Source organism: Sporocytophaga myxococcoides (assembly GCF_000775915.1).
Lineage (GTDB): Bacteria > Bacteroidota > Bacteroidia > Cytophagales > Cytophagaceae > Sporocytophaga > Sporocytophaga myxococcoides_A.
Genome location: NZ_BBLT01000002.1, coordinates 678,003 through 692,168, shown reverse-complemented (window position 1 = coordinate 692,168; position 14,166 = coordinate 678,003). Strand labels below are relative to the sequence as shown.

Annotated in this window: 8 protein-coding genes; 3 read left to right on the top strand and 5 right to left on the bottom strand. The window is 36.3% G+C overall.

From position 1 onward, the window contains the following. Nucleotides 1–213 precede the first annotated feature (213 nt). The 3 genes from MYP_RS07340 to MYP_RS07330 all read right to left on the bottom strand — a co-directional run bounded on the left by MYP_RS07340 (nt 214) and on the right by MYP_RS07330 (nt 4,668). Nucleotides 214–1,272, bottom strand: coding sequence for a DNA polymerase beta superfamily protein (locus tag MYP_RS07340; protein ID WP_045460629.1), 1,059 nt, complete (start codon nt 1,270–1,272; stop codon nt 214–216). Beyond that, complete coding sequence (locus MYP_RS07335; protein WP_045460626.1) at nt 1,272–2,048, bottom strand: nucleotidyltransferase domain-containing protein; 777 nt, start codon at nt 2,046–2,048, stop codon at nt 1,272–1,274. Before MYP_RS07335 ends, MYP_RS07340 begins: the two co-directional genes overlap by 1 nt. A 1,102-nt stretch (nt 2,049–3,150) precedes the next feature. Then, the gene (locus tag MYP_RS07330) at nt 3,151–4,668 is read right to left on the bottom strand and encodes a TROVE domain-containing protein (RefSeq protein WP_045460622.1); all 1,518 of its coding nucleotides are present in this window, start codon (nt 4,666–4,668) and stop codon (nt 3,151–3,153) included. A gap of 243 nt (nt 4,669–4,911) precedes the next feature. Between MYP_RS07330 and MYP_RS07325 the strand changes: the two genes are divergently transcribed. Continuing rightward, nucleotides 4,912–6,015, top strand: a complete 1,104-nt coding sequence (locus MYP_RS07325) for a zinc-dependent alcohol dehydrogenase (RefSeq protein WP_045460618.1) — start codon at nt 4,912–4,914, stop codon at nt 6,013–6,015. 7 nt (nt 6,016–6,022) lie between these two features. On the opposite strand, the gene MYP_RS07320 is transcribed toward MYP_RS07325, so the two are convergent. Both MYP_RS07320 and MYP_RS07315 read right to left on the bottom strand, forming a co-directional pair. Next, nucleotides 6,023–7,222 carry a PepSY-associated TM helix domain-containing protein gene (locus MYP_RS07320; protein WP_197060031.1) on the bottom strand — a complete coding sequence of 400 codons (1,200 nt, stop codon included), beginning with the start codon at nt 7,220–7,222 and terminating at the stop codon, nt 6,023–6,025. Continuing rightward, complete coding sequence (locus MYP_RS07315; RefSeq protein WP_197060030.1) at nt 7,203–9,566, bottom strand: TonB-dependent receptor; 2,364 nt, start codon at nt 9,564–9,566, stop codon at nt 7,203–7,205. The genes MYP_RS07320 and MYP_RS07315 overlap by 20 nt, the downstream gene beginning before the upstream one ends. Nucleotides 9,567–10,007: 441 nt before the next feature. Between MYP_RS07315 and MYP_RS07310 the strand changes: the two genes are divergently transcribed. Then, nucleotides 10,008–12,557: a TonB-dependent receptor gene (locus MYP_RS07310; protein ID WP_045460615.1), complete on the top strand. Its 2,550-nt coding sequence runs from the start codon at nt 10,008–10,010 to the stop codon at nt 12,555–12,557. 501 nt (nt 12,558–13,058) lie between these two features. Then, complete coding sequence (locus tag MYP_RS07305) at nt 13,059–14,138, top strand: efflux RND transporter periplasmic adaptor subunit (RefSeq protein WP_045460611.1); 1,080 nt, start codon at nt 13,059–13,061, stop codon at nt 14,136–14,138. The last annotated feature ends 28 nt before the right edge of the window (nt 14,139–14,166 follow it).

Here is a 14,166-nt window from a genome sequence, read left to right as displayed (position 1 = left end):
TATAAAATAACAAAGCCCGGATAGTAATGTCCGGGCTTTATATGTAAAAGAATACTAATGCTATTCAATAACAACAATCCCGAAAAAAGTACAGAGGGTACTCTGACCTTTGCAGATTTTTGAAAATATTAAAGATTGATTGCTGTTTCATTGTTTTAAAAATTCGAACACAAAGATAATAAATAGATTTTCAATTTTCAAAATCCCTTTTCATTAAGAATATAAACTTTCACGCATAGCTACCAGAAGGTTCTCTGCTCTGTTTAAATCCGGGGCATCCGGAAGGTCGCTCTTTTCATAGATTTCATGTATTCTGTCGATCTTTTCTTCTGCCTGCTTTACAAGATCTTCATACATAAAATTGCCTTTGCGGATACTTAATAAATGTTCTCTGTTTTGCCTTCTCACAATAACTCTTTTATATAATGCAATTTCTTCAGCCATATCAAGCAGTCTGAAAACGTGCATCATATTCTTTGCATCATAGTTCTTTCCATGTGCAACTGTATTTTCATACCGTTCATTGTTTCTCTTGTCTACCCAATCCCAATATTCTTTGTATTCTTTGCAATAAACAGAGTAACCATTCCTGTTGAAAGATAAAATACCTTCGGGCTGAATTCCCTTCGGTACAGAACTTAATACAACTTCATTAGCTGACTCTTTATGAATAACACCATTGAATTTAAACACATTGTCTAAATCATAAAAGAGCGCATATATATCATTCATATGGGCAACCTTAACCAGGCCGCATTTACTCTGATCATATCCTTTCTCTACAAGCCAATCCTTCAGTGAAATTGCTCCCTGATCTTTTGCAACAAAACAAAAATCCAGAACCGACTTTCGTTCTTTCTCAATAGGATTGCTGATTTTTTTATTCAATCCCTTTGCCTTTTTAATCTGAGTCATTGCATACTCACCAAATGTAGTCTTGCACAACCTGGATAAAAACATTTCAGGCTTTATAAGATTCATTAAAGGATCTTTAAACAAGATACAATCTTCCGGAGAAGAAAGAAGGTCCAATAAGTTAGGGTTGTTTTTAACCAACAATTCTATAAACCTTTTTAACTCATAAAAGACAGTATCATTGGTTTCATTATTTACCTGATCAGTATAGGTTAATCCGTAAAAATCTTTTTTTGAAAGAGCAAAAACACCTTTAATATCCGTATCAGAAGTCGGCAGGTCAAGACCATAAGCTCTGCTGCCACTGATGCATTCCAAGAGTATCTTGCTTTTACTTTTTACATATTCAATATTCATCACACCTCCTGCTTAAAAGATTTAGACAACAAATTTCTGAAAATATTATTAAGTACTTCTGTAGAACCAGTTGATTTTTCAAGCTGCGTTGTATATAATTCACTCTCTCTAATTTCGTTCTCTATAAATTGATTCAATAAACGAGAGGAAGGAATTGTATCTCCTTCTGAATTATCCTTCTTGCGGACTAATAACTGATCTACTAATTCATTAACAGCTCCTTCATCTTTAATCAAGGTCCTAAGTATACCAAATTCCATTGGTGGAACTGTTTGCTTCTCCCTCATCCATCTGCAAGCCAGTGAGGACCTTAATGCATAAAGGTATTTCTTTATTTTTACTGTATCACTCTGTAAATCATTTTTAAAGGGATTAATTGTCATCCCTAAATAATGATGCATTCCCGCTCTTAAAGAATAATAGTCTTTTAACAGATCAATCAATTGCTCTTTAAATGCCGGCTCTTCTTTGTAGATAATCGGAGACTGAAGCCATTCAAAGATAACAGCATTAGAGGACCTAAAAAGCTTCAGAGCCTTACGTATATCCCAGCCACTTATATCTAAAAGGTCATTAATAGGAAAATCCAAAGTATCCTTGTAATCATCAATACTCAAATACCATTCCTTCGGTCTTATATAAATAAATCTCACATCATAGTCACTGTCTCTGGATGGAAATCCCCAGGCTCTGCTACCTGACTCACATGCATAAAGTATCTTGACATTTTCCCGTCTTTCAATTTCTAGAATTTCTTTCTTTATTACTTCCTGCATTCTTAATAAGTTTAAAGCAAAAAGTTCAAAGCTTAAAGTTTTTACGTTTGAACATTTTATTAGTTTACTACTAAATTAAAGAAATGAGCAACAATTCGAAAAGAGTACAAGTTGCTCTACCACTGAGCTACAGAGAGATTTTAGTATTATATTCTCTTTGATGGGATTCGAACCCACGTCCTACCGAGTGAAATCCGAAGTAACTCTTTTCTACGGCATCATTCTTTTAAGCTTAAAGCAGAAGGCTTAAAGCTTAAAGTATTTTGAATTCATCCATTTTAAAATAAACAGGCAATAATTCAGACAGAGAGATTTTCATTGATCGGTCGAAGTATCTCTGCCTTACGGCACTGTTCACCACTAAGAGCAATATTCAATAGGAGTCAAATTCAGCATTGCTGCTGATGCAGGGATCGAACCTGCTAACCATAAAGTCAACCACGAAGTATCTCCCATTTACGACATCTTAATTTTTTTTATTAAAAACCGAAAGCAAAAAGCGAATCAGGGTGGAGACCGCTATTGAGGATTTGCACCTCTTCCTGACATTAGTCAGGACCCTACCCCAAAGTGAGCGAAGTATTCCGATTCTACGGCATTTCAATTTTTATCTCCCAAACCTAAAGTATTCTCTAAAAGAGAACAGCTTGAATTAACATATTCTTACAACTTAATACGTATTCCTTACAATTTAACGTAATCCTGGTGAGATTCGAACTCACATTCTCGTTTCCGAGCAGTATGGCTGTAAATACGCTACCCTAAGATATTTCCTTAGAAATATGTCGGTGCACTGTACACTCTACTCATTGCAACGAATAGTCGCAACCTAGATCTATCCATACATTCGTGGCGAAGTCCAATTTTTCCACAGCTTTTCCTTTTAAGCTACAGGATCATTTTTATTTAAATGATAAGCCATGTGAAAAATCTGGCCAACCTTCTCATGGAACAGCGTAGGGCTTTACCCTACGCTGACACAAAGCCGCCCTTCCAGGACTCATCCCCATACTATCATAATCAATTCAATTCATAGAATTAATACTCCTTGACTTTAAACTTTTCACTTTCAACTTTTAACTTTAAGCCTTCCGCTTTAAGCTTAAACCAACTCCATCTCTTTAATTTTTCTGATAGCAGACGCTCCATCCTCTATCGCTTCGAGCACATCAAACACTTTGTCAGACCAACCAGCAATAAGAAAGACATCGTTATCTTCTATACGCAATGGAGTATTTCCATATCCGGCTAAATCGAAAAGATAAAGCTTTGCCTGAGGAGCTATTTTCTTATAGTCTTTCCAGGAACGTGCTAATGAACCTCCTCCACCTGAACTGTTCCATAGTTGACAATCTGTGAAAATCATTATTTTATCCATCACGATTTTTCTCAGATACAAGTCATCTATCACGAGGTGTCCATTGGTGGAATAGCCCACTTCACCTTCTCTTCGGTAAAACTCTCCTACATTTGTAAGCACTCCTTTATTAGGCATGTTGATGATTTTCCATTTATCCCCGAACATTCCGGAAATTACTCTTTTGGATTTTGACTGCATCAGCATTGCCAGCATCAACCCTATATCATAAAGTAATACTTTACTCCTGGCAGATACGGGCTTTTGCATTGAACCTGAAACATCACAGGCTACTACAACCTTTGTCGCTTCATCAAAACCTTTTATATTCTGAGCGCTTGCCATAACTGCATTCTCAAGAGCGCTAAGGACCATTGCAACGAAATCAGACTTCAACTCTTTTACTTCTCTGTAAGCCGCAAGAAATCTGAACGGAAACTGTTTAGACCTTGCAACAGCATGAGCATTACTCAGTCTGGAGCACACCTTTTGCATGTAAACGTAGTCTACATCTGCTTGAATGATATTACGAAGGTTTCTAAGCAACGCCATATATCCCAGCTTTTCACTTTCAATCAGTTCTTCCCACTTGACTTTGAAAGCAGCTGCTTTTTCCTTTTCGTCAGCAAAATTTGTTTGTCCCAAAGCAGATAGTTCTGTTTCCCAGGTATATGGTACTTCAAGTGACTTAGAAGCTATCTTATTGAAAATATTTTGTTGCTCATCATCTTTAGCTTTTGGATGGACCAGAAACAAAGCATCTCGAAGTTTTACTTCTCCATCTCGGTTATACTTGGCAAATTGATACTCATCAAAGCTGTTAAATGCACCAGACAGTCCTTTCTGCACTTGCTTTGAGAGCTTATTCAGCTTTTTTGTTCCAGTTCTGCCATTTGACAATTGGTAATACGCCAATAGTTCCATTATTTCATCCGCACGTTGTACTACTCCTTTTACAGTCTTGCTTACAAGGTCTGTACCCGAGCAATACTTTGCAAGCTCAACCGCAAGAACCAACGGAACACTTCTCATATGCATAGATGTTCGAGCATATACAGCGAGCTTGGCGACAAACTTTGGATCATTGCTTACCATGAGACTCTGAATTCTCTTCAAACGTTCATCTCCGCTTTCATAAAATGAATCGCTTAGCCCCGCAGTTACAACTGCAGAATAAAGCTCCATCTCTGGAGTTAATTCATAAGCTTTAGCTCCTTCGTAGTTTGTCACTACATTTTTTCCTTTTAAAAAATTGAATCGCATCGTTGTATCTTTTTAATTACTTTATCGGTATTTCTTGTTATCCCCGATTGACAATTCAAAGTTGAAATTAAACTACGCAACCATTTTGCGCACAAATATTTTTTTTTAAAAAAATATTAAATAATAATATTTATCAATTACGCAGAAAAACTGCGCTGATATTTTTTATGCACTATGTTTGCAGAAATCTATTATTAATCAGAGTATTTATATATACTTACAACCTTTTACTCTGAGCATCTCATGAATCAACTATACTTTATAAAAAAAGAAAAGCTTGAATGGCGGGAAACCACCGCTCCTGTTATTAACGGCAGCTTACAAGCCATTGTAAGACCCTTTGCAGCGGCTAAATGTGATCTCGATGATATTTATCTATTCAACAATTTGAATACAAAACTTAATATCGGTTCTGTATTGGGAATAGTAAATAAGGATTTTCACAGATTGTTTGGACAAAATTTTTTCAAAGGTCCGTTTCCATTCGGTCATGAGTGTGTGGCAGAGGTAGTAGAAATCGGAGACCAAGTAAAGACAATAAAACCCGGAGATATAGCCACAGTTCCGTTTCAAATATCTTGTGGCAGCTGCATCAATTGTAACAATGGAGTTTCAGGATCATGCAGCAATACTCCCCCTATATCTGCCTATGGATTTGGTACCCATCTCCAATTTGGCGGAGCTATGTCTGATCTGATAAAAGTGCCTTATGCTGATGCAATGCTTTTAAAAATATCTGAACATATTGATCCTATTCATCTGGCCAGTCTTAGTGACAATATTCCGGATGCCTATAGAAATGTCGGTCCTGAGCTTGAAAAAAATCCTGATAAAAGCATTCTCGTAATCGGAGGAAAAGTAAAAAGCATTGGTCTTTATACAGTATTGATTGCAAAAGCCATGGGGGCGTCTAGAATTGATTATATGGACTATAGCAATGAACGGTTAGAGCTGGCTAAACGATGCGGAGCTAACAATGTTTATGGATTCTCTTCCAAAATCACTGAACAATATGATATAGTGGTAGAAGCAAATTCTGATAAACAAGGGTTATTCAAAGCGATAAAATTTGTCAGACCAAATGGTTTAATATCCAGCTCTGGCATCTATTTAAAGAAAATGAAAATGCCTTTAATAGAAATGTATAGTAAAGGTGTTACATTCAAAACAGGTATTGCAAATGCCAGACCCGATGCTGAAAAGGTTTTAAAACTAATAACAGCTAAAAAACTAAATCCTGAATTGGTAACAACAAAGATTGACTCTTGGGACAATGCAATTGAAGCTTTTCTTACAAAAACAACTAAAGTCATTGTTAACAGACCTAGACTCTTTTCCTCAAATTAATTTGGGACTAAACAAGATCAACTGTCCTTTTTGTTTTTTTTGCTGGCTTAGAATTTGTCTTCCTGCCTTTTTTCCCGATCCATATTAATACTCCTGTAAGAGGCAGGGATGCTGCAATCAGGGCTGCAAAGAATGCTAATATCTGACCGGGTAAGCCAATTATTTTCCCTACATGGATGTCATATATCATAAATCCGAATTTATCAGCACTGCTCTTACTTTCGTAAGGACTGCATTTTAATTCTTCTCCGGTATTTTTATCAAAAAAATACTGACTTCTTTTAACAAAATTATCCTTGTTATGCATTGCAGTAACCACAACCGGAGTTTTTTTACCTTCAGGAAAAGTCATATAAAAAAACGCTCCTTTTATATTCCTTTCTCTGATATTCTTCTCTATAATATCTATAAGGTCAGGAGAAGCTGCGTGAGTGGTGTCTGAAAAAACTTTCTTCTCTTCAATTACAGGTTTTCCTCCATTAGCAATCCATTTAACAGGTGGCCTGAACCATTCAAAGGCAAACCAGAGGCCTGTCAGAGATATTATTAAGGCAAGCGTTAATGAATAAAATCCGGGGATATTGTGCAGATCATAATTCTTCCGTTTCCATTTTGTAGTAACCTTCCATTTGAAGTAAAGACGTTGCTTTATAGCTGCTTTGTTTTTGGGCCACCACAGCACTAAGCCTGAGATCAGCATTACAACAAATATTAGTGTACTCCATCCCACAATCTGATGACCTATTTTATTCAAAAGCAAGTCGTAATGAATTTGCAATACAACATTAAAAAACTCCCACTTTGTATCTTCTACAAACAGAACCTCTGCAGTATATTGATCTACGAATGCCATTTTATTATAGAGCACTTTGCTGTTATAAGTTAGAGCTTCTTTTTCTGTCTTTGAAGCTCTGAAACGGTAGGCATAAGAAGTTTCAGGAATATAGTGAAGGAAAGTAATCGGATATTCATCTCCTAATGTCTTTTGTGCACTTTCTTTAAGCTTTCTTATTGGTAATGGTTTAATGCCTTTGCTTTTTACAAAATATCTGTCAGCATAAAACAATTCCTTTAATTCTGATTGAAATGCATAAATACAGCCGGTAATCCCCAATATAAACACCACTAGCCCGGACAACAGTCCGAGCCAGAGATGTATTTGACCAATTATTTTTTTTATACTGATCTTAGAATTTGTATGCGACACTTGCAAGGAAGTTAATTGGTTTCTGAGGAGTTCCGGTAGGATTCCAATAATGTTCGTTTAACAGGTTATTACCTTTAAGGGTAATTCTGTACTTAGGGCGATCATAAAATACTGATGCATTCAAAAGCGTATAAGATGGTAATACAAATGAGTTAGTGCTTTCAAACCATGATTCGCCAATATAATTACCACCTACACCCAAACCTACCCCATCAAGAACTCCATCAAGTATAGTATAGCTTACCCAAAGGTTACCAATATGTTTAGGACTCGCTGTTACATACTTATTTTCTAAAGTAGTAGAAGCTTTTGTATATTTATTTTCGTTATTGGCATATCCTGCTATGATGTTAAATCCTTTAACCGGATTAGCTATCAATTCAAGCTCATAACCTTTACTTCTTTGAGTACCGTCCTGAACAGTAAAATTCTTGCCGCCAATAACATCAATACGAGTGGAATTTTTAACAGATATATCATAAAAACTGATGCTTCCTGCCAATTTATTCTTTACAACATCAAATTTGGCACCTACCTCCAACTGATTAGCATATTGAGGATTGAGCACTAAAACTGTATTGTCTGGCTGATTAACAGGACCTAAGTTTACAAAACCATTCATATAGTTTGCAAATAAAGAAACTTTATCTTTAACAGGCTGATACACCAAACCTAATTTAGGAGACAAAGAAACCTGCTCGTATGCACCTGAATAGGTAGCTTTAGACAGGTCATAGTTACCTTTAGTTGAATACTTATCTATACGCAGGCTCAACATTACCATAAAATCAGAAGTAATGTTCAGCACATCGGATACATAAGCGCCAAAACTTTCAGACTTAAAGGTGGTAGCACTGAATCCACGTTTAGAAGAAATTTCATTGATCTTATCTCCACTATAATCATTAACCGGCTTATTAATATTTATAGTATCATAAGTCGTCATCGCAGTCCTATTAAGGGAGTTATAATTCTTATTGTAATCCAGTCCTATTACTACCCTGTTTCTAAAAGGACCTATTTTAAAATCGCCTATGAAATTTTGCTGAGCCTGAATATTACCAAAAGTTTCCGGAGTCTGGTTTCTGAATTGTCTATACAATGTCGAATCAGTTATATAAGATAAAGTTGTCCAGATAAAGTCCTTATAATATCCTTCAGAATATAAGAAATTAGTCTGTGACTTCCATTTATCTGAAAACTTATATTCCATTTGCCCCTGTACATTGTTGACACCGTTATTAATGCCAGCGCTGTTATTTATTAATGAACGATTATAAGGAAGTTTCAAATCTTTGAAGTTCCTTACTTTCACATTCGTCATATTTCCAATAGCTGTGCTCAGATTGGTATAGTTTCCTCTTGTGAAATCAGCGTCCACCGTAAATTTCAGTTTATCATTTACTTTATAGATAAAGCTTGGTGCAATGGTATAAATCTTTGCAAACCCCTGATCCTGGAAAGATCCTTCTGATTGCCAGGCAGTATTCAATCTGAACAGCACATTCTTTTTCTCATTAAGAGGCGTATTTATATCTGCTGTAACTCTTGAAAGATTATAGCTTCCCATTGTCATTGTTAACTCTCCGGCCTGTATATCATAAGGGTTCTTAGTTACATAATTATAGACACCTCCGAAAGAAGTATTTCTATTACTACCGAACAGAGTTCCTGAAGGTCCTCTCATTACCTCTACACGCTCAAGAATTATCGGGTTCAGAAGAAAGATTGCACTTGTGACCATGCCATTTCTCAATCCATTGGTATTAGAAAAACCTCTGATGTTTAAACCCTGAGAACCACCTGCTGAAAAGTTTGGAACAGCTCCCGGAATATTTCTATACATGTCAGTTCTTTCCATTACCAACTGTTCCTTCATCAGTTCTTTTCCCACAACGTTATATACCTGGGGATTTTCCATGTTCTTCAGTGGCATTCTGGCAACCTGCTCGCTTTCGGCTTTCGCAAACTTTTGTCTTCTAATTAGAATTTCTACTTCATCCAGTTCATGAACATCATCAGAAAGGACAAGACCAGTGACGAAGTTTGTTTCACCTCCCACAACTTCTATTGATTTCTCAAGAGGTTTGAAACCAACTTTTAGGATTGCCAGAACAGTGGTACCAGCAGGAACATTATCTATAATAAAGGTACCTTTTGAATCGGTGATAGCAGAAAGATTAGTACCTTTTACTGTAACAGCCGCATGCTCCAGCTTTTTTCCTGCAGAATCCTGTACTATACCGGATATACTTCCGAAAACTCCTTGCCCTATACTTAAATGAGGGAAAGACATTATCCCTAATACTATAAGAAGATTAAAAAATACTCCCCTTTTCAACATTTTAAGAAAACAATACATATATACTATTTAGACTAAATTAAAATAAAGATACAAGATTAAGTATTATTTAGAATCTTTACAAATAGTCAAAAAAGTAAATGAAAAATGAAGCAAACTTTCTAATTGAATATTGAGCTTTTTAACTCCCCATCAGATTAAACCCTACCTCCGCATAGAGAAAAAATTCTAAATCCATTTAGAAAATAAAGCAATACAAGTTAAAACAAAATACACAATAACTTAACAATCATACTATTAACAGAAAGTTTCATTTTTTTACAAAAATTTTATTTCAACAAATTAAGTGAAAATAAAAAAATAGCTATATTTGTCTACTAATTCTATATAGTATATATAATATATTTAATATTAATTAAAAAAACTTTTAACAGACTAAATTTTAAAGCCTTCGAAACTTTCACATTTAAACTTGAACTTATAATGACTAAAACACTACAATTTATTATTGCCTTCCTCCTCATTGGAAGTTTTGCATTTGCGCAAAATGACCTTAAAGGAACTGTAAAAGATAATCAGGGCTTACCCCTACCAGGTGCTATCATTTTAATAAAAGGAACAAGTGCAACAGCAGCTTCTGATGCGGATGGAAATTTTTCCATAGAGGCTCCTAAAGACTTTCCTTATTATGTACAAATAACTGCAACCGGCTTTAAAACTCTGGAGCTTCAAATCACTTCAGAAACCGCTACTCCGCTTAATCTGTCGCTTGCTGTAGATGAGCTGCTGGATGAAGTTGTGGTAACTTCAAGAAGAAGAAAAGAGGTTGCCCAGGAAATTCCAATTCCGATTTCTGTTGTTGGCGGCTCTCAGGTCGAAAACTCTGGCTCATTTAATGTGAACAGAGTAAAGGAACTTGTACCAACTGTACAACTTTATTCTTCTAACCCTAGAAATACAACGCTTAATATCCGTGGACTTGGTTCTACATTTGGTCTTACCAATGATGGTATTGATCCAGGTGTTGGATTTTATGTAGATGGCGTGTACTACGCTCGTCCGGCAGCAACTACGCTTGACTTCATTGACATTGAACAAATTGAAGTATCTCGAGGTCCTCAGGGAACACTGTTCGGCAAAAATACTACTGCAGGTGCATTCAACATTACTACACGTGCTCCAAGATTCCAGCCTGGTGCTAACTTTGAAGTAAGCTATGGTAACTATGGCTACATACAGGCAAAAGCTTCTGTAACAGGTCCTCTTACCAAAAATCTTGCTGCTCGCGTTTCCTTTTCAGGAACCCAGCGCGATGGATTGATTTACAATGTAAGATCATCAAAATACATCAATGACCTTAATAACATAGGAGGTAGAGTTCAACTACTTTATAACCTTACGGATAATATCAGATTAACGCTTGCTGGTGATGCATCCAGACAAAAGCCGGAGGGCTATGCACAGGTTATAGCAGGAGTTGCTCCAACTCAACGTGCTGCATATCGCCAGTTCAATCAGATCATATCTGACTTGAATTATACACTTCCAAGCCAAAACGCATTTGACAGAAAAGTGGATCAGGATACACCGTGGAGATCAGGCAATGAGCTAGGTGGATTATCTCTAAATGCTGATATAAAACTTGGGAAAGGAACTTTGACTTCAACAACTGCCTGGCGTTATTGGAACTGGGATCCGTCAAATGACAGAGATTTCACAGGTCTCCCGGTGTTAAGATTATCTCAGGCTACTTCCAAACACCAACAATGGTCACAGGAGATACGTTATGCAGGTGAATTCTCATCTCGTCTAACTGGTGTAATTGGAGTATTTGCTCTTGGTCAGAATCTAAAAACTGACCCTGTCCATATTGAAGAGTCTGGAGCAGCACAATGGAGATTCTCTCAAAGTTCAACCAGTCCGCTATGGCAAACACCAGGACTATTTGACGGATACGGAATAAAATCTAAGTCCTGGTTAAATTCGTTCAGTGGAGCTGTGTTTGGTCAGCTTGACTGGGCAATAACTAAAAACCTGCACTTATTACCAGGTCTTCGTTATAACTACGACTTTAAAGAAGTGGACTTTAACCGTCAGACATATGGTGGCCTGGAGACAAATGATCCAGCTTTAATCGCACTTAAACGTGCTGTTTATACTGATCAGTATTATCATGCAAAAGCTGAAAACACTAACTTTTCAGGACAGGTAACACTTGCTTACAAGCCTATTAAACAAATTAATACTTTTGCCACATATTCTAACAGTTATAAGCCTGTAGGTGTAAACCTAGGAGGATTACCTACTGCTAATGGTGACGTATTAACAGACCTTGCCAAGGTAAAACCTGAATACGTAACACACGTGGAGTTTGGCATCAAAACAAACCCAACTTCAAATACTACTTTGAATTTGATTGTGTTTAATACATCTATTAAAGATTACCAGACTCAGGTACAAACTGCAGAAGTTGGTGTAAACCGTGGATACCTCTCTAATGCTGAAAAAGTAAGAGTTCAGGGTATTGAGTTGGATGGTAGCATCAGAGTAAGCAGAAACCTTGCTATCAATGCTGCTGTAGCATATACTGACGGTAAATATGTTTCATTTAAAAATGCTCCTGTACCTCTTGAAGAAACAGGCGGTGCAAGTGCCTTTAAAGATATATCAGGAGGAAGACTTCCGGGTATCTCTAAATGGGCAGGTTCTATTGGTGGTGAAGCGAATACAAATGAAGGCAAATTTTTGGGATCTAAAGGAAAATTCTTCCTTGGTGTTGATTCTTACTTCCGATCTGGATTTTCATCAAGTCCATCTCCATCAAAATATCTTGTTGTAGACGGTTACTCTCTTTTTAATGCAAGACTTGGTTTCAAAGCTGCAAACGGAGTGACTTTATTTGTATGGGGACGTAACATCCTGAATAAAGATTACTTTGAGCAACTGTTACCAGCAGCTGGTAATGCCGGTCACTATGCGGGTGTAATTGGCGATCCAAGAACTTATGGAGTTACTTTAAGATATTCTTTATAATACAGAATTGAGCAAGAGCAAGATGGTGGAATTTTAAAACCTTTCTTGCTCTTGCTTTTTTTATAAGCTTTTTATTTTTGTCCCCGTAAATTTAATATGCCCTAATCCAATCATTTTTTTATAAAATCATAAAAATGTTTTCCTAACTCATATCTTCATTTTAAGGGAAATTTTCCTTTCACATGGAATATTTCTGAATTTTTCTTTAATTTTTTTACAGTCTTCAAGTTTTCTTCAGGAAGTTCCCCTATTTATATAATTCTCCCAAACGCTAATTTTTACAAACACTCCTTTTAATCCATATAGGCAGAAAGTTCATTTTTACACTCAGCAACTGGTATTTACCTAAAAAAAATCATTATGCTTTTTTATCTTCCAACTCCAATGTAAGGGTAAATACCACTTTTAACTAAGGAAAATTTCTTAATGGTTTTTACTGTCTTCAAATTTCCTTCAGGATGTTCCCCTATTTTTTCGCTTTGAAATAAAGACAGATTAATGATGAAGAAATTTCTCATACTTATTAGTATCAGCACCTTGTTCTTTGCAAGCTGCGTATCACACAAAGAAGAAAAGGAGCATGAAGTTAAATTCCTGGTCACCAGCCCCTTAAAAAAGGACACCACCATTACCAGGGAATATGTTTGCCAGATCCGTTCGATACAACATATTGAACTGAGAGCTCTTGAGAAGGGCTATCTTCAGAATATTTTTGTTGATGAAGGCCAGTTTGTTAAAAAAGGGCAACGGATGTTTCAGATCATGCCTACTCAATACCAGGCCGAACAGCAAAAAGCACAAGCTGAGGTCGAATTTGCAGAAATCGAATACCAAAACACCAAAAAACTTGCAGACAGCAATATTGTCTCTCCAAATGAACTTGCTTTAGCAAAAGCAAGATTAGGAAAGGCAAAAGCTGAATTATCATTAGCAACGGTTCATCTAGGATTTACTGATATCCGCGCTCCTTTTGATGGTATAATGGACCACTTTTATGTAAGACAAGGAAGTCTCCTTAACGAGGGAGATATGCTTACCACAATTTCAGATAACAGTCAGATGTGGGTTTATTTTAATGTTCCTGAAGCTGAGTATCTGGATTATAAAACCAATGCGACAACTGAAAACTTAATGAAAGTAAACTTATTAATGGCCAATAACAAGCTGTTCGAATATCCTGGAATGGTTAAAACGATCGAGGCTGATTTTAACAATGAAACAGGTACTATTCCTTTCCGAGCTACATTTCCTAACCCCAAAGCGTTGCTGAGACATGGTGAAACAGGTAATATACAAATGACTATTCCTATGAAAGACGCTATTTTGATTCCACAGAAAGCAACTTTTGAAATCTTGGAAAAAAAATATGTCTATGTTGTCGGAAAGGATAATAAAGTAAAATCAAGAGAAATAGAAATAGCAGCAGAAATGCCGGATATATACGTCATTAAAGAAGGCATAAATGAGAACGAAAGAATACTGCTTGAGGGAATAAGAAAGGTAAAAGATAATGACAAGATTGCCTACAGATACGAGGATCCAAAATCAGTACTACCAAAGTTAAAAGTATATGTTGAATAGGTTTAAACATAAAAGACATATATGGAGA

What these genes read in the sequence shown, in the direction of transcription:
- MYP_RS07340 (WP_045460629.1), bottom strand. Translation starts at nt 1,272, where the DNA reads ATGAATATTGAATATGTAAAAAGTAAAAGCAAGATACTCTTGGAATGC.
- MYP_RS07335 (WP_045460626.1), bottom strand. Translation starts at nt 2,048, where the DNA reads ATGCAGGAAGTAATAAAGAAAGAAATTCTAGAAATTGAAAGACGGGAA.
- MYP_RS07330 (WP_045460622.1), bottom strand. Translation starts at nt 4,668, where the DNA reads ATGCGATTCAATTTTTTAAAAGGAAAAAATGTAGTGACAAACTACGAA.
- MYP_RS07325 (WP_045460618.1), top strand. Translation starts at nt 4,912, where the DNA reads ATGAATCAACTATACTTTATAAAAAAAGAAAAGCTTGAATGGCGGGAA.
- MYP_RS07315 (WP_197060030.1), bottom strand. Translation starts at nt 9,566, where the DNA reads ATGTTGAAAAGGGGAGTATTTTTTAATCTTCTTATAGTATTAGGGATA.
- MYP_RS07310 (WP_045460615.1), top strand. Translation starts at nt 10,008, where the DNA reads ATGACTAAAACACTACAATTTATTATTGCCTTCCTCCTCATTGGAAGT.
- MYP_RS07305 (WP_045460611.1), top strand. Translation starts at nt 13,059, where the DNA reads ATGAAGAAATTTCTCATACTTATTAGTATCAGCACCTTGTTCTTTGCA.